The following is a 15,911-nucleotide window of genomic DNA, read 5'->3' on the forward strand; positions in this document are numbered from 1 at the left end:
TCTTTCATGGCTGATCCTGGCGCCATGGGCGATAGCGGGTATGGGAACGGAACGCCGTCGCACCCGGGCTGGTTGCTGTTGACCCCGCACGCAGCATTTGCTTGAAGTCTGCCAACCTTTCTCCGGCCCGCCTAGGTCTCACCTGGCGGGTCGCTGCTGTTGCGAGTAGCCCAATGCTAGAAAAGACCTACGAACCCGCCGCCGTTGAGAGCCGCATCTATGATGCCTGGCTGGAGACAAATTCCTTTGCGGCCGGGGCAGGGGCCAAGCCGGGTGCTGAAACCTTCACCATCGTTATTCCGCCACCCAACGTCACTGGTTCCCTGCATATCGGTCACGCGCTCAACAACACCATTCAGGACATTCTTGTGCGCTTCAATCGCATGCTCAAGAAGGATGTTCTCTGGCAGCCAGGCACCGATCATGCCGGCATTGCCACCCAGATGATCGTCGAGCGCCAGCTTGCCGAAAAGCAGCTTGACCGCCGCACCATGGGCCGCGACGCCTTTATCGATCGCGTCTGGGAGTGGAAGGCCGAGAGCGGCGGCACGATCATGAATCAGTTGAAGCGCCTTGGTGCTTCGGCCGATTTCAGCCGCGAGAAATTCACGATGGGCGATCGTGGCCAACCCGACGACCAAATGGTTCGCGCCGTGACCAAGGTGTTTGTCGAACTCTACAAGCGTGGCCTCATTTACCGCGCCAAGCGGCTGGTTAACTGGCATCCGGGCCTTGAGACTGCGATTTCGGACCTCGAAGTTGAGAATATCGAAGTCAAGGGCCACATGTGGCACCTGCGCTATCCGCTTGCCGATGGCGTGACCTACGAGTGCCCGGTGACCGATGAAGAGGGCAATGTCACCGGCACGGAAATCCGCGACTACATCATCGTCGCAACCACCCGTCCCGAAACCATGCTGGGCGACGTCGCCGTGGCCGTGCATCCGGAAGACGAGCGCTATCAGGGCCTGATCGGCAAGTTCGTCGAACTGCCGCTGGTGGGGCGCCGTATCCCCGTCGTGGCCGACGACTATGCCGATCCCACATTGGGCACCGGCGCGGTGAAGATCACCCCGGCGCACGATTTCAACGACTTCGAGGTTGGCGCCCGCGCCGGTCTGGAACCCATCAATGTCTTCACGACGCGCGGGACTATCGTCAGCGATGAGTTCGTTCCGGCAGCCTATCGGGGGCTTGATCGCTTCGAGGCGCGCAAGGCCATCGTCGCGGACCTGACGGCTCTGGCCGAAGAGGATGCGACTCGCGGTCTCGATCACATCGAAAACAAGAAGATCATGGTGCCCCACGACGAGAAGTCCAAACTCGTCGTCATCGAGCCCTTCCTGACCGACCAGTGGTGGGTCAAGGCTGATGTGCTGGCCGAGCCGGCGCTGGCCTCGGTGCGCGAAGGCCGCACCAAATTCGTGCCGCAGCAATACGAGAACACCTATTTCGCCTGGCTCGAAAACATCAAGCCATGGTGCATTTCGCGCCAGCTCTGGTGGGGTCACCAGATCCCTGCCTGGTACGGCCCGGATAACGAGGCTTTCGTCGCCTATGATGAGGCCGAGGCCAAGGCCCTGGCCGAAAAGCACTATGGCAATCCGGTCGAACTGACCCGCGATCCGGACGTACTCGACACCTGGTTTTCCTCGGCTCTGTGGCCCTTCTCCACTTTGGGCTGGCCGGATGTGACGCCCGAGCTGAAGCGCTACTACCCCACCGATGTGCTGGTCACCGGTTTCGACATCATCTTCTTCTGGGTCGCCCGCATGATGATGATGGGCCTCGAATTCCTCGACAAGGAGCCGTTCCACACGGTTTACATGCACGCCCTGGTCCGCGACGAAAAGGGCCAGAAGATGAGCAAGACCAAGGGGAACGTGATTGATCCCCTCAAGCTCGTCGACGAATATGGTGCCGACGCCACGCGCTTCACCCTCGCCGCCATGGCCGCACAGGGCCGCGATCTCAAGCTCGCCATCAGCCGCGTGGAAGGCTATCGTAACTTCGTCACCAAGCTCTGGAACGCTGCGCGCTTCCTCGAGATGAATGAGTGCCGCCGCGTTGAGGGCTATGATCCCAAGGCCAACACGCTGGCGCTCAACCGTTGGATTGTGGGCGCTACCGCGCGCGGCGCAGTGGCGGTCCGTGCCGGCATTGAGGACTACAAGTTCAACGAAGCGGCCAACAGCGCCTATGATTTTGTGTGGGGCACATTCTGCGACTGGTTCGTCGAGTTCGCCAAGCCTGTCTTCAATGGCGAGGACGAGGTCGCCAAGGCCGAGACCCGCGCCACTGCCGCCTGGGCACTCGACCAGATCCTGATCATGCTCCATCCCATGATGCCCTTCGTGACCGAAGAACTCTGGGCCGAAACCGGAAAGTTTGGACCAGCGCGCGACGGCATGCTCATCACCACCGAATGGCCAGACCTGTCGGGTCTGGAAGATGCCGCCGCCGATGCCGAGCTGGCCTGGCTGATCGATGTCATCTCCAATGTCCGCTCGGTGCGGGCCGAAATGAATGTGCCGGCTGGGGCCAAGCTGCAAATGGTCGTCACCGGGGCAGGGGAGCAGACGTTGTCCCGTCTGGTGGCGGGCACTTCGCTGATCTCCCGCCTGGCCCGCCTCGACGAAATCTCTCCGCAGAATGAAGTGCCGGGCGAGTCAGCACAATTTGTTGTCGGGGACTCCACCTTTGCCTTGCCCCTTGCGGGCGTCATCGACATTGCTGTCGAAAAGGCGCGTCTTGAAAAGGAAGTGGCCAAGCTCGACGGCGAAATCGCCCAGATCGACAAGAAACTGGGCAATGAGCAGTTCGTGGCCAAGGCGCCTGAAGAGGTCATCGAAGAACAAAAGCAGCGCCGCGAGGCCGCCGTCGAGCGGCGCGCCAAGATTCAGGATGCACTCACCCGCCTGAGCTGAGCCAGGCAAACCCATGCCGTCGATACCCACTCCCGATGTTTCGGCGCGAAAGCCCGTTTAGGGAGTGGGGCCACATTGGATAGGAGGCATCGTGGCTCAGGAACCTTGTGCCCGTCTTCCAGAACACCTGCCGGTGGCGGCGGGCGTCACCGCTGTGGCGCCCGAGCTTCCAGCCTATAGGCGCCCCTGCAGGCTGTGCAGATCGGCATAGACGCCAGATTTGGCCATTAATGCGTCATGCGTACCTTCCTCGACGATCCCCTCGCGCGTGAGCACGAGGATACGATCGGCGTGGCGGATCGTGGACAGCCGGTGGGCGATCACCAGCGTCGTACGTCCCTTGGCTAGTGAGAGCAGGGATTGCTGAATAGCCCGCTCACTATCATTGTCCAGCGCGCTGGTGGCCTCGTCAAAGATCAGGACGGCCGGATTCTTGAGAAACGCCCGGGCGATGGTCAGCCGCTGTTCTGCCCGCCCGTCAACTTCACGCCGCGCTGCCTGGCACAATGTGCGGCGAAGCAGGCATCAGCATCTGTGACGATTTCGCAACATCGATACCGATTCAGAATACGGAAATCTCACATCAACGATTTGGCGATGTTTCCCGCCACAATCTAACCCTAAAGCAGTACGCATGGCATTCGGGGGCGTATGCGATCACTCCTCCTGACGCGTCGAAGGCGCGCCTGGGTTGAGTCAACTTCCCCGTGAACGCAGGTTAGGACGAGTGGCGCGAAGCGCCAGAAACGGTGGCAATGGACACCCATTTGCGAACCAGAATGGTTCCCCAGGCAAGCGCGCGCCAGACCGGTGCGCTGCGCATGGAACATCGTTGTGATGGGATGGGCCGAATGCGGTCACAAAGCGCATTTACGACTTGTTCAGACTTTGCTTTGTCCGGCCACTTCATTCGGGCAATATTATTATTGATCAGATGCGGTGTGCCCGACCGGGGCACCGCAACGACGAGCCCGCTACGGGGATCGTCAGTCGGTAGCGCCCACGGCACTGTGGGCGAAAGGAGTGTTATGCGCACCACTTGGGACAAGTCCCTTGCCTGCGCCGTGTCCGGAGCGATGCTGGCCTTTGGCCTGGCCGCCCCAGCGTACGCCCAGACGGCGGCCGATGCGGCGCTTGACTTCGCCCGCACGCTCGATGGAACGGGCGCCTTTGTATCCAATGATACCTATCTGTCCGCGCTCGAGAGCGACGCTGCCGCCGGTCGGCCTCTGGCGCTCTGGCAATTGGGCACGATGTATGAGAATGGCGAAGGGGTCGACAAGGACCCGGTCAAGGCCTTCGGCTACTTCGCACAGATCGCCAATCAGCATGCCGATACCGCGCCCCGCGGGCTCGAAGCCGATATCGTCGCCAATTCCTTCGTCAAGCTGGGCGAGTATTTCCGCATGGGCGTGCCCGAAGCCGGCGTCTCCCAGAACCCGGCCGAATATCATCGGATGCTGATGCATGCGGCTACCTATTTCGGTGATGCCGAGGCGCAATATCGTATCGGTCTGCTCTATCAGCAGGAAGACGGGCTTGGCCTGAGCCCCATGCTGTCTGCTCGCTGGCTGCAATCGGCTGCGCATAAGGGGCACTGCCTGGCCCAGGCGCAATTGGGCAACCTTCTGTTCAACGGCATGGAGAGCTATCCGCCGCGTCCCGCCGAGGGACTGATGTGGCTCAACTTCGCGCGAACCACCTGCCTGGGCACCAGCGACCTCGCAGCAGCCGAGGAACTGCTCAAGCGCGCCATGTCGGTGGCGACGCCCGAAACGCGCGCCGCTGCAGTTGAAATGGCCAATTCAGGCGTGGTGGTCAGCGCCGAGTTCTGACTGTTCAGAAGCTGAAGGCGCCTTCCACGGGCACGTGGTCACTGGGCTTGTCCCAGCCGCGCACATCCTTATGCACAACTACATCGTCCAGTCGGTCCGCCGCCTGCGGGGAGAGCATCACATGGTCGATGCGGATGCCGGCATTGCGCCGCCATGCCCCCGCCTGGAAATCCCAGAACGTATAGGCCTCTTCGGCTGTGATGGCTCGCAAGGCATCAGTCATGCCCATATTCCTCAGAATACGGAACTTCTCGAGGCTCTCCGGCCGGTAGAGCGCGTCGCCCCACCAGGCATCGGGGTCGTGGGCGTCGATCGGTGCAGGGATAAGATTGAAGTCACCCATCAGGATGAACGGCTCCTCGAGCGCCAGCCGGCCCTCGACAAAGGCATTGAGCCGATCCATCCAAGCCAGCTTGTAGGGGAATTTTTCGGTATCCACCGGGTTACCATTTGGCAGATAGATATTGCATACCCGCACAATGCCTCCGGCGACCGAATACACCCCCTCGATCAGCCGCGCTTGCTCATCCTCGTCATTGCCAGGCAGGCCGCGATGCACCTCGTCAAAGGGCAGCTTGGAGAGCAGGGCCACCCCGTTCCAGCTTTTCTGCCCATGCGTTTCGACATTGTAGCCGAGCGCCTCAAACTCGGCTTTCGGAAAGCCCTCGTCGACGGTCTTGATCTCCTGCAGGCCGACAATGTCAGGTTTCTCCTCCTCCAGCCAGCGCAGCACCAGCTCCAGCCGGGCCTTGATGCCGTTGATGTTCCAGGTAGCAACGCGCAGGGTCATTGGATTTCGCCTTAGATCAGGTCGGCATAGACGGCGGCGATGATATCCTTTGGATAGCGCCCCGTGCACCCCTCAACTGCGGTATTGCTCATGGAAAGAATGCAAAGGCCGTTGGCCGGGTCGACAAGCCAGGAGTGTCCGTACACGCCGCCCCATTGGATCGCACCTTCGGCGGATGGTGAATTGGCAGCAACCGGATCGTCGACAATAGCGCCAAGATAGCCGAAGCGTTGCCCTGGGTCGCGCTCGACATTGCCGATCTGATTTGAGAACGCGCGCGCAACCGTCTCTTGCCGCACCACCCCGCCGCCGCCAGTGCGCATGGCTTCGAAGAATCGCAGCATGTCTGCGGGCGTGCCCGCCATGCCCGCCCCGCCGGACTGGAAGGCCGATTTGCTGAATATGCGTGATGGCGAGAAGACCAAAGGTCCGTTGTCGCCTTGAACAGTCTGTGGATCCGACATCGGCACGGGCGGCATGCCATCGGCATAGGGCTTGGCCAGCCGTTTCGCGTCGGCCACGAAAAAACCTGTCCCGGCCATGCCCAGCGGACCAGTGATGTGCGTCTTCACCGCGTCATCCAGCGTGCCCCCATGAATCTGCGCCAGCACAGCGCCAAGAACATCTATGGCGACGGAATATTGCCACGCCGTTCCTGGCTCGTAATCGAGCGGGTGTCTTGCGACACGGGCAAAGTTTTCTTCCAGGTCCAGTTCTGTCGGTCCCAGACCCGTCGAAATCGTCGGGTCCTGCGGATAGCTGTAGGCGAGGCCGGCAGTGTGCGTAAGCAGATGATGGATTGTGACCTCTGCTTCCCGTCCGTCCTTCAGGCGAGGCGCAAACCACGGAATATGCCGGCTCACCTGGTCTTCCAACCCGATCATTCCCTTGTCCACCATGGCCAGGGCCGTCGCGCCAACAATGGGCTTGGTGAGCGAAGCCAGCCGATAGATCGCATTGTCGATCATCGGGCGATCCGCCTCACGGTCAAACCATCCGGCGCTCCGTTGGTAGGCGATATCCCCATGACGGGTGACAATCACCTCCGCACCGGCAATCTTCTGATTGGCGATGGCGGCATCCATCACGGCGTCGATGCGGCTGGTCATGATCGTGATTCCTCCTGATCCGCCCGGACCTTTGCGTCCGGTGCACAGGAGGTGAAGCTTAGACGGCGAAACTGGTTCCGCAGCCACAGGAAGCGACGGCGTTGGGGTTCTTGATCTGGAACGACTGGCCGATCAGGTCGTCAACGAAGTCGATTTCGGCTCCGCCCATGAATTCAAGGCTCAGGGAATCGATCAGCACCGTGGCGTCGCCCTTTTGCAGAACCAGGTCATCTTCGCCGGGCGTTTCCTGCACCAGATTATATTCGTATTGGAAGCCCGAGCAGCCGCCTCCGGCCACCGAGACGCGCAGCACCGTGCCAGGCGCTTCCTTGGACAGGATGCGCGACACACGCTTGGCGGCGCGGTCTGAAAGGGTTACGGCAGGGGCATCGGCAAGTGCGGCGTCGGTCATGGGAAATCCCGGGTCAGTCGTAATGTCATAACGCTCGTCCTAAGATAGGCGTTCAATGCGCCGTTGCAAAGGCCCGGAAGAGACCAGATGAGAGACATCGCATCCTATGCCAGCAAGTCATCCCAGTCCTTGGGGCGGCTTTTCGGCACCGGCGCAAGCCCCACGCGCTCTGAATTCCAGCGCGATCGCGACCGGATTATCCATTCGACTGCCTTCCGGCGGCTGCAACACAAGACCCAGGTATTTCTTGCCCATGAAGGTCGCCACTTTCGCAATCGCCTGACCCACACACTGGAAGTCAGCCAGATTGCGCGCTCTATTGCCCGGGCGTTGCGTCTCGATGAGGACCTGGCGGAAGCCATCGCTCTCAGCCACGATCTGGGCCACACCCCTTTTGGCCATGCGGGAGAACGGGCGCTCGACCGGGCCATGGAGCCCTTTGGCGGGTTCGATCACAACGTCCAGGCGCTACGCGTCGTTACACGCCTCGAAAACCGTTATGCCGAGCATGACGGGCTCAATCTGACCTGGGAAACTCTCGAAGGCATCCTCAAGCACAATGGGCCGCTGCCGCATTTGGTGGACCTCGCCGAAATTCCCGCGCCTGCCGATCTGCGGGTCGCCACCTATGCAAGCCTCGAAGCGCAGGTCGCCGCCATTGCCGACGATATCGCCTATAATGCGCACGACATTGACGACGCGCTGCGCGCCAACCTTGTGACCTTACATGATTTCATCGGTGTCCCAATGGCCGGGCCGATCGTTGAGGAAGTGCTGGAGCGTTATCCCGGTATCGCCGTCAAACGCCAGACCCATGAAGTCCAGCGGAGGATGATCACCCGGGCGGTCGAAAATGTCATCGCCACCGGCTCGGAAAATATTGCCGCAGCCGGAGTCGATTCCCCCGAGGATGTGCGGCTGGCGGGGCGGACACTGGTGCAATTCTCTTCAGCAGTGGCGGACGCTGAAAAGGCGCTAAAATCCTTCCTGTTTGCGCGCGTCTATCGCCATGAGGACGTCATGGTGCCGGTCCGCGAGAGTGAGGCTGTCGTTGAGCGCTTGTTTGCAGCCTACATGTCCGACGCGGACATGCCGGGGCGCTGGGGTGACGCGGGCAGGGCAGTGCAGGGGGCAGACCGCGCGCGCATTGTCGCCGATTTTATTGCCGGGATGACCGATCCCTATGCCCTTGATGAACACCAGCGTCTGTTTGACGCTCGACCGGATTTCCGTTAACCCCGGCGCCACAGGAGCGTTACCCGCAAAAAGTGTTTCCACTTTACATTGGGGGAACGTGACCAGGACAGTCTCCCCACAGGTTTGACATGGACATTTTTGCCCTCTTCACTACCCGGGTCATCGAGGCCCTGCGTGCCGACTATCCCCAGCTCGAGGACGAGTTGCTTGCGCGCGTGGTCGTGGAGCCGCCGCGCGATCCCGCCCATGGTGACCTGTCGACCAATGCCGCAATGGTCGTGGCCAAGCCGCTGGGCAAGAACCCGCGCGAAGTGGCTTCCGGACTGGTGGAGCGCTTCAAATCGGCGCCAGACGTGACTTCGGTGGACGTTGCGGGCCCCGGTTTCATCAATTTCCGGCTTGCAGATTCAATCTGGCATCAGGTGCTCCAGGCCGTCGGCGCACAGGGCGAGAATTTCGGCCGTTCCGATCTGGGCAAGGGTGAACGGGTCAATGTTGAATTTGTTTCGGCAAACCCCACCGGCCCGATGCATGTCGGTCACACTCGTGGCGCCGTATTCGGCGATGCCTTGGCGTCCCTGATGGCCTGGTCGGGCTATGATGTCACCCGGGAATACTACATCAATGACACCGGTGGGCAGACCATCATCCTTGGCCAGTCGGCCATGCTGCGCTATCGCGAGGCTCTTGGGGAAACCATCGAGATTCCGCCCGGCTTTTATCCGGGCGACTATCTGGTGCCTGTCGGCAAGGCGCTGGCCTCCGAATACGGCAAGTCTTTGCTGGATATGCCCGAGCACGAGGCCGTTCTGATCGCGCGCGAAGCGGCCCTTGCCGCCATGATGGACTTGGTGAAGGCCGACCTCGCACAGCTCAACATCCATCACGAAGTGTTCTTTTCTGAGCGCACCCTGCACGGTCAGGGCGGCGACATCCAGACCACGTTGGACTGGTTGCGTGAAGAAGGCATGGTCTATGAAGGGCGCCTTGAGCCCCCCAAGGGAAAGACGCCCGAGGAATGGGAAGATCGCGAACAGACCTTGTTCCGCGCCACCGACTATGGCGACGATACTGATCGCGCCCTGATTAAGTCCGACGGCTCCTACACTTATTTCGCTGCTGACATCGCCTATCACCGCAACAAATATCTGCGCGGCTTCAAGCACATGATCAATGTGCTCGGCGCCGACCACTCAGGCTACGTCAAACGCCTACAGGCCGCAGTCAAAGCCGTGTCCAAAGGCGAAGCCGATATTGACGTGCGCATCTGCCAATTGGTCCGGCTGCTCAAGAATGGCGAGCCATTCAAGATGTCCAAGCGCTCCGGCGACCTGGTCACGCTGGCCGACGTTGTCGATGAAGTCGGCGCCGATGCGACCCGCTTCATGCTGCTGTTCCGGCGCAATGACGCGTCCATGGATTTCGATTTCGCCCTGGTCAAGGAACAGACGCGCGACAATCCGGTCTTTTATGTCCAATACGCCCATGCGCGCGCCTGCTCGATCTTCCGAACAGCAGAACGAGACATGCCCGAGCTCGACGTTTCGCCTATTGCCCTCGCTGGCGCGGAGCTGGAACTGCTTGGCAGCGCTGCAGATATCGAGCTGATTCGGCTGCTGGGCGCCTGGCCCCGCACCGTGGCCGCGGCCACGATTGCCCATGAGCCGCACCGGATTGCCTTCTATGTTCACGAGCTTGCCGGGGCCTTGCATGGCTTCTGGGCCAAGGGCAAGGATGATCCGCAGTTACGATTTGTTAACCCTTCGAGCCCGAAGTTGACCCTAGCGCGACTCGCACTCGTCGACGCCGTTCGCCAGGTAATCCGCAACGGCTTAGGGATTTTGGGGGTCTCTGCACCCGAAGAGCTTTCATAATTCGGGCGCATTGGTGTGAAAATACGCGGCAAAATCCTTGACAGGACATTCCGCATTCTAGGGGCGCTGCCAAATGACGTCAGCGAAACCGCAATCGATGGCCGCACAGACTGAAGCACCCGACGATCTCATTGCCGAGCTGGCACGCCTGATGGCCGATGAGGCGCGTGGCGACCAGCCGCAAGCCAAGGAACAGCCATCGACCGTGCGCATTCCCGGGGAGCCCCGGGCAGAGCCCGCGCCCCGTTCCGATCTGTCTCCCAGCGCCACAGGCCAGGCGCCCCGGCCCGCTCCGACACCAGTGCGCATACCCGGCGCTGACACGACACCCGCCACGCCGAAAGCCGAGCCGTTCTCGTTCGATGTCGGCCTCAGTGCGGGGCAGGGCAGTACTGCCACCAGCCCAGCGCCCGCCGTCACCCACGCGCCGCAGCAGGCGGACGACACCACCACCGAGCCGGCCGGAGCAAATCTGGCGCCACTCGACCAGGACAGCCTGGCTGATCTGATCGCGGCTGAACTCGCAACAGACCTCTCGGCCCCGGAGCCGATCGCAGCGCCAGCTGCGCCTGAAGCAAAACCCGAGCCGCCCCCCCGTAGCGACGACAATTTCGGCATGCCCCCCATATTCGGCCTTGGCGACGGCTCGGCCAGGCCGCCGGCCCCGACGCAGGCCGTCGAACGGCAGCAGCCTGCAGTGTCCGCATCACCGGAACCGGTTCAACCCAAAAAGGCCGACGAGCCTGTCGACCCGCTCGATGAGATCGAGCGTCTGGTCGGCCCGGCCGTTCGTATGGCGCCGCCTGCAGCCGCTCCGGCAAGCCCCGCCCTGCGCAGCCTCGCGACCCCGACAGTCGCCACACCGGCAGCTGCCAAGGCCGTCGAAGCAAAGTCCGTGGCGCCAAAGCCCGCCGAGTCGGCGCCGCCAATCCGTACCGATGATATGAGTTCGGTGGACGAAGCCATCCTGGCCGCCGCCGCCGCCACCGGTGCTCATGTGGAATGGGTCAACGGCAATGGCCGCGGCGATCCCGATGCCACCGCGAACGAAACCGAAGCCCTGGCCGAGCCGCAGCGTGAGCCGCGCCGCATCAACCGCGCCGTGGTCGGACCTCTGGTGGCAGTCGGCCTGCTGGCCGTTGCCGGATTTGGTCTGTATTGGGTCCTGGGGCAGGGCGGAACCACGACCGGGCCGGCACCATTGCTGGTCGCTGATACCACCCCTACCAAGGAAGTTCCGCAGGTAGAGGAAACGACAGAAGCGCCACAATCTGTGGTGTTCAACGAGATTTCCGGTGCCAATACCGGCGATGACGAGCAATTGGTTTCGCGTGACCAGGCGGATACCGAGGCGGTCGTTGCCGCCAACAGCGCCCCCACTAGCGTCGGCGTGCTCGACGATTCCGGGGCAACCACGGTCGATCCCAATCAGGACGGTCTTGTCAATCGCAAGGTGCGCACTGTCACCGTGCGGCCCGACGGCACCATTGTCAGCGGTGATGACAGCCTGGCCGGTTCGGCTATCCTGCCGGTCGACCGCCCTGATGTCCCCGAGGTGCCGGGCGCCGATTTCTCGACCCCCGATCTGATCGCCAGCGCGCAGACCGAAACGCCCACGCCTGCTGCCGCCACAGAGACGGCGCCGGAAACGCCGGTGCCGGCGGCAAGCTTTGCTGAACCTGGTTCGGACATTGCCGTCGTCGACGCCACCGGAACTGCCGTTCCCGGCAGCACGGTTCGCGTACCGATGGAGCGTCCGTCCGATTTCGCCGCCCTGGCATCGGCAGCTATTGCTGCCGCAAATGCAGCCCCTGCGCCGGTCGCGTCTGAACCCGTGGCGACACCGCCTGCCCAGCAACAGGCGGCCGCAACCGCTTCCGGCGGATCGGCTTCGGCCTATGTGCAATTGGCCTCACAGCGCAGCGAAGAGGCCGCCCGCCAGTCTGCGCAGGCTATCGCCACCCGCTACGGGGTGCTGTTCGGTGGCGCGAGCCTGGAGATCCAGCGCGTCGATCTGGGGGAACGCGGCATCTACTTCCGCGTCCTGGTGCCCGCCAATTCCCGCGAAAGTGCAGCCAATATCTGCACCAACGTAAAAGCTGCCGGCGGCGACTGCATCTTGCTCTGACGCCGGAATGGCCTTGCTTGACGCGTGCCGCGCCAGCGGACAAGGATGACGCATGATCGCCATCCTGATCGACAGCCCATGACACAGGCAGAAACCAACTGGTTCGACCCACCGGCGCCTCCGGCCGTCGAAGACGTTTTGCGTGTTGATGTGGGAGGCTATGAAGGGCCGCTGGATCTGCTTCTCGATCTGGCCAGGCGTCAGAAGGTCGACCTCTCCGGCATTTCCATCCTGGCGCTTGCCGAGCAATATCTCAGCTTCATCGACAAGGTGCGCGTGCGTCGCATCGAGGTCGCCGCCGACTATCTCGTCATGGCGGCTTGGCTGGCCTATCTCAAGAGCCGCCTGATGGTGCCCCAGGCAGCCGGAGACGACGAGCCGAGCGGCGAAATGCTCGCCGCCATGCTGCAGTTCCGGCTCAAGCGCCTGGAAGCCATGCGCACGGCGGCCAACAGATTGATGAACAGGCCGCGCCTCGGCTTCCAGATCTACCCGCGCGGCGCGCCCGAGCCCATGGAAATTGCCCGGCATTCGATTTGGGAAGCGAGCCTTTACGATCTGCTCAAGGCCTATTCGAGCCAGCGCGAACGCGGCATCGCCACAGATTATGCCCCGCTCCTGCGCACCGTGTGGTCCTTGCAGGACGCGCGCGACATTCTCCAGCGGCTGATTGGCGAAAGCCAGGAGTGGATATCGCTCGACGCCTACCTGGTCGATTATCTGGCGACGCCCGGCGAGCGGGCCACCATTCGCGCGTCTTCTTTCGCGTCCAGCCTGGAACTGGTCCGGCAGGGGCAGATCGACATCCGTCAGACCGAAACCTTCGGCCCCTTGTTCATGCGCCGCCGGCGGAGTGAATCCAGTGAGTGAGCAACAGGCTGGTGAACAGTCCGGCGAAGTCTTGCGCCGCCATCTGCGTATTCTTGAGGCCCTGCTTTTCGCGTCGGACGTGCCTTTGCGCCCCTCCGACCTTGCGCCTTATCTGGGTGAAGGGGTCGACATACCGGGACTGCTCCTGCGGCTGCAGGAAGTCTATGCCGAGCGTGGCGTCAACCTTGTCCGGCGCGGCGAAGGCTGGGCATTTCGCACTGCCGAGGACCTTGGGTTCCTGCTCAGGCGCGAAGAACATGAGACCCGCCCGCTGTCGCGCGCAGCGCTCGAAACGCTCTCCATCATCGCCTACCACCAACCCGCGACCCGGGCCGAAATCGAGGAGGTGCGCGGCGTCGCCACCGGCAAGGGCACGCTCGATCTCTTGATGGAGGCCGGCTGGGTCCGCATGCGCGGCCGACGCCGTACGCCGGGTCGGCCAGTCACCTACGGCACCACTGATGCCTTCCTCGATCACTTTGGTCTGGAACGCCTGTCCGACCTGCCCGGACTGGACGAACTCAAGGGTGCGGGCCTCCTGTCGGGTCGCCTGCCGGCTGATATGCAGATTCCGCTGCCGCTCGACGGCGCCCTGCGCGACGACGAAGATCCGCTCGATCCTGCCGATCTGGGCGATCTGGAGCCAGAAGATGAGGAAACGTGACCGTGAATCGGGTTTTCCCGAGGGTGAAAAGGAACACGTTCTTGTGTTCAGGTGCATTTGAACCTATTTCTCGGTCTATCTATCGCGTGTAACGCGTAACAGAGTTCTAGGGAGACCATTATGCACGCGCCGTCTATTTGGGGCATTCTCGTTGTTGCCGTCGTCGTTATCCTGCTGTTCGGCCGCGGGAAGATTTCCGGCATGATGGGTGAGGTTGCCTCCGGCATTAAAGCCTTTCAGAAGGGTATGAAGGACGACGACAAACCTGCCGAGCGTCTACATGCAGATGCGCCGAGCACCGTCGATGCCAAGGAAGTGGACAAGAGCAAGGACGCCTGAGCGGCACCACCTTGAACCATTTCACGAGAGGCGGCCTGGCCGTCGTCCGGAGACTGAATAAATGCTCGGCCTAGGCTGGACAGAGATGCTGGTGATCGGCGTGTTTGCGCTGATCTTTATCGGCCCCAAAGACCTGCCCGTTGTCATGGGCAGGATTGGCAAGGTGATTGGTCAGGTCCAGCGCATGGGACGCGAGTTCCAGCGCGAGATCAACAGGACCACGGGGCTTGATGAGGTGCGCAATCTGCGGACCTCGATTACCTCGCCGCTCAAGAAAACTGCCGACGAGATTCGCAAGGATTTCAACAGCATGGGCAAGGACGGTCAGGAGAGCCCCAGTGGCGCCTTGAAGCCGACCGATCCCAGGCAGGAGAGCGTGGTCGAGGCCATCCAGCAACAGGCCGGTATGGCACCTGCCAAGAAGTCTGCGGACGAAATGGCTGCAGAGTACGGCTTTACGACCAACAAGCCCGAACCGGTGAAGGCGCCGGCGCGGACATCCAGGGCGGCGGACAGCACAGCGACCGCGGCAAAGCCAGCCGCGGCCAAGTCTGCCACTGCCAAGTCTGCCACTGCCAAGTCTGCCACTGCCAAGTCTGCTAGTGCCAAGTCTGCTAGTGCCAAGTCTGGCACGGCGAAAGCCGCATCCGGAAAGTCACCAGCATCCAGGTCGGCCCGCAAACCGTCCGCAAAGGCTCAGGCTGCTGATACGCCTACCACCGAAACGGCAAAACCCATTAAGGCGCGCCCCGCGCGCAGCGCAACTGCGAAGCCCGCGCGCAAGGCGACAGTCAAGACCGCTGAGCCGGCCAAAAAACCGGCCAAGCCTCGCACCCCGCGCAAGAAGACTGCCGAAACGGCCGGAAAGACAGAATAAATGGCCGATACGCAGCCCAAGATCGATGACAAGAGCAAGCCCGAGATTGCTGACGAGCTCGCCGGCAGCGAAGCGCCACTGCTCGAGCACCTGACCGAACTGCGCAAGCGCCTGATCCGCAGCGCCATCGCAGTGGTGGCCTTGATGATGGTGTGCTTCATTTTCGCAGGTCAGATATTTGACGTTCTGCTGAACCCATACCGCTCCATATATCCCAACCCGGGCGATATGGAGTTGATCTATACTGCCCCGCAGGAATTTTTCTTCACCCAGCTAAACCTCTCGCTTTTTGGCGCTGTCTTCCTGGGTTTTCCCTATGTGGCTACCCAGATATACGGCTTTGTGGCGCCGGGGCTATACAAGCACGAGCGCAAGGCACTTATCCCGTACCTTGTCGCCACACCGGTGTTTTTCCTGCTTGGCGCATCCATGGTCTACTTCGTCGTGCTGCCGCTTGCGCTTGGCTTTTTTGCTGGTATGCAGACCGACGAAATCAAGTTGCTCGCCAGGGTCTCTGAATATCTTGGCCTCGCCACTACGCTCATCCTGGCCTTCGGCATCTGTTTCCAGTTGCCCGTCGTGTTGACGCTGCTGGCGCAGATCGATCTGGTCAATGTGAATATGCTTCGCAAGGGGCGCCGTTACGCGATCGTGGGCATTCTGGCCCTGGCCGCCCTCGTGTCTCCGCCTGATCCGATCTCGCAGATCGGTCTTGCCATGCCGATGTATGCTCTCTACGAACTCGCTATCCTGTCGGTCCGCTACGTGCAGAAGCGCCGCGAGGCGGCTTTGGCCGCACAGGATGCGGAGCTGTCTGGCTCATCCTCCGACTAGCTGCGCTCGATTTCGGGCGCAGTTATTCTGTGCCCGAAGCGCTCGCAGGCGTGTT

Annotated in this window: 13 protein-coding genes and 1 pseudogene; 10 read left to right on the top strand and 4 right to left on the bottom strand. The window is 61.8% G+C overall.

Annotated elements, in window-relative coordinates:
• Positions 1–173: 173 nt before the first annotated feature.
• On the top strand, positions 174–2,927 hold the full coding sequence (locus GO014_RS03030) for a valine--tRNA ligase (RefSeq protein ID WP_157289072.1): 2,754 nt from the start codon (positions 174–176) through the stop codon (positions 2,925–2,927).
• Positions 2,928–3,101: 174 nt separating this feature from the next.
• On the opposite strand, the pseudogene GO014_RS03035 reads toward GO014_RS03030, so the two are convergent.
• Positions 3,102–3,424, bottom strand: a pseudogene (locus GO014_RS03035) (ATP-binding cassette domain-containing protein); the annotation flags it as partial.
• A 531-nt stretch (positions 3,425–3,955) separates the two neighbouring features.
• On the opposite strand from GO014_RS03035, the gene GO014_RS03040 reads away from it, so the two are divergent.
• Complete coding sequence (locus tag GO014_RS03040) at positions 3,956–4,762, top strand: tetratricopeptide repeat protein (protein ID WP_165836930.1); 807 nt, start codon at positions 3,956–3,958, stop codon at positions 4,760–4,762.
• Between the two features lie 4 nt (positions 4,763–4,766).
• Here GO014_RS03040 and xth read toward each other — a convergent pair whose 3' ends face one another.
• The 3 genes from xth to GO014_RS03055 are packed head-to-tail and all read right to left on the bottom strand — an operon-like array spanning position 4,767 to position 7,073.
• Complete coding sequence (gene xth, locus GO014_RS03045) at positions 4,767–5,546, bottom strand: exodeoxyribonuclease III (RefSeq protein WP_157289787.1); 780 nt, start codon at positions 5,544–5,546, stop codon at positions 4,767–4,769.
• Between the two features lie 17 nt (positions 5,547–5,563).
• Positions 5,564–6,661 (bottom strand): serine hydrolase domain-containing protein, encoded by a 1,098-nt coding sequence (locus GO014_RS03050; protein ID WP_157289074.1) that lies wholly within the window; start codon positions 6,659–6,661, stop codon positions 5,564–5,566.
• A gap of 58 nt (positions 6,662–6,719) precedes the next feature.
• Positions 6,720–7,073, bottom strand: a complete 354-nt coding sequence (locus GO014_RS03055; protein ID WP_104894492.1) for a HesB/IscA family protein — start codon at positions 7,071–7,073, stop codon at positions 6,720–6,722.
• Positions 7,074–7,160: 87 nt separating this feature from the next.
• On the opposite strand from GO014_RS03055, the gene GO014_RS03060 reads away from it, so the two are divergent.
• From GO014_RS03060 to tatC, 8 genes are all read left to right on the top strand, one after another.
• Entirely contained in the window at positions 7,161–8,309 is a 1,149-nt protein-coding gene (locus GO014_RS03060) for a deoxyguanosinetriphosphate triphosphohydrolase (protein WP_157289075.1), read from the top strand.
• Positions 8,310–8,398: 89 nt separating this feature from the next.
• A complete protein-coding gene (argS, locus tag GO014_RS03065) occupies positions 8,399–10,144 on the top strand; it encodes an arginine--tRNA ligase (RefSeq protein WP_157289076.1) in 1,746 nt (581 codons plus the stop codon).
• Between the two features lie 73 nt (positions 10,145–10,217).
• A complete protein-coding gene (locus tag GO014_RS03070; RefSeq protein ID WP_157289077.1) occupies positions 10,218–12,272 on the top strand; it encodes an SPOR domain-containing protein in 2,055 nt (684 codons plus the stop codon).
• Between the two features lie 78 nt (positions 12,273–12,350).
• Positions 12,351–13,142 carry a segregation and condensation protein A gene (locus GO014_RS03075; RefSeq protein WP_179952911.1) on the top strand — a complete coding sequence of 264 codons (792 nt, stop codon included), beginning with the start codon at positions 12,351–12,353 and terminating at the stop codon, positions 13,140–13,142.
• Positions 13,135–13,806 carry an SMC-Scp complex subunit ScpB gene (gene scpB, locus GO014_RS03080; protein WP_343030735.1) on the top strand — a complete coding sequence of 224 codons (672 nt, stop codon included), beginning with the start codon at positions 13,135–13,137 and terminating at the stop codon, positions 13,804–13,806. Before GO014_RS03075 ends, scpB begins: the two co-directional genes overlap by 8 nt.
• A 120-nt stretch (positions 13,807–13,926) precedes the next feature.
• Positions 13,927–14,145: a twin-arginine translocase TatA/TatE family subunit gene (locus GO014_RS03085; RefSeq protein WP_104894486.1), complete on the top strand. Its 219-nt coding sequence runs from the start codon at positions 13,927–13,929 to the stop codon at positions 14,143–14,145.
• Between the two features lie 61 nt (positions 14,146–14,206).
• The gene (locus GO014_RS03090; protein WP_157289079.1) at positions 14,207–15,022 is read left to right on the top strand and encodes a twin-arginine translocase TatA/TatE family subunit; all 816 of its coding nucleotides are present in this window, start codon (positions 14,207–14,209) and stop codon (positions 15,020–15,022) included.
• Positions 15,023–15,856 (top strand): twin-arginine translocase subunit TatC, encoded by an 834-nt coding sequence (tatC, locus tag GO014_RS03095; RefSeq protein ID WP_116590275.1) that lies wholly within the window; start codon positions 15,023–15,025, stop codon positions 15,854–15,856.
• Positions 15,857–15,911: the final 55 nt, after the last annotated feature.

It is taken from the genome of Devosia marina (assembly GCF_009758415.1).
GTDB lineage: Bacteria > Pseudomonadota > Alphaproteobacteria > Rhizobiales > Devosiaceae > Devosia > Devosia marina.

Coding starts and splice junctions, on each gene's coding strand:
- GO014_RS03060 (WP_157289075.1), top strand. CDS start 7,161: ATGAGAGACATCGCATCCTATGCCAGCAAGTCATCCCAGTCCTTGGGG.
- GO014_RS03070 (WP_157289077.1), top strand. CDS start 10,218: ATGACGTCAGCGAAACCGCAATCGATGGCCGCACAGACTGAAGCACCC.
- tatC (WP_116590275.1), top strand. CDS start 15,023: ATGGCCGATACGCAGCCCAAGATCGATGACAAGAGCAAGCCCGAGATT.
- GO014_RS03040 (WP_165836930.1), top strand. CDS start 3,956: ATGCGCACCACTTGGGACAAGTCCCTTGCCTGCGCCGTGTCCGGAGCG.
- argS (WP_157289076.1), top strand. CDS start 8,399: ATGGACATTTTTGCCCTCTTCACTACCCGGGTCATCGAGGCCCTGCGT.
- GO014_RS03055 (WP_104894492.1), bottom strand. CDS start 7,073: ATGACCGACGCCGCACTTGCCGATGCCCCTGCCGTAACCCTTTCAGAC.
- GO014_RS03090 (WP_157289079.1), top strand. CDS start 14,207: ATGCTCGGCCTAGGCTGGACAGAGATGCTGGTGATCGGCGTGTTTGCG.
- GO014_RS03085 (WP_104894486.1), top strand. CDS start 13,927: ATGCACGCGCCGTCTATTTGGGGCATTCTCGTTGTTGCCGTCGTCGTT.
- GO014_RS03075 (WP_179952911.1), top strand. CDS start 12,351: ATGACACAGGCAGAAACCAACTGGTTCGACCCACCGGCGCCTCCGGCC.
- GO014_RS03050 (WP_157289074.1), bottom strand. CDS start 6,661: ATGACCAGCCGCATCGACGCCGTGATGGATGCCGCCATCGCCAATCAG.
- GO014_RS03030 (WP_157289072.1), top strand. CDS start 174: ATGCTAGAAAAGACCTACGAACCCGCCGCCGTTGAGAGCCGCATCTAT.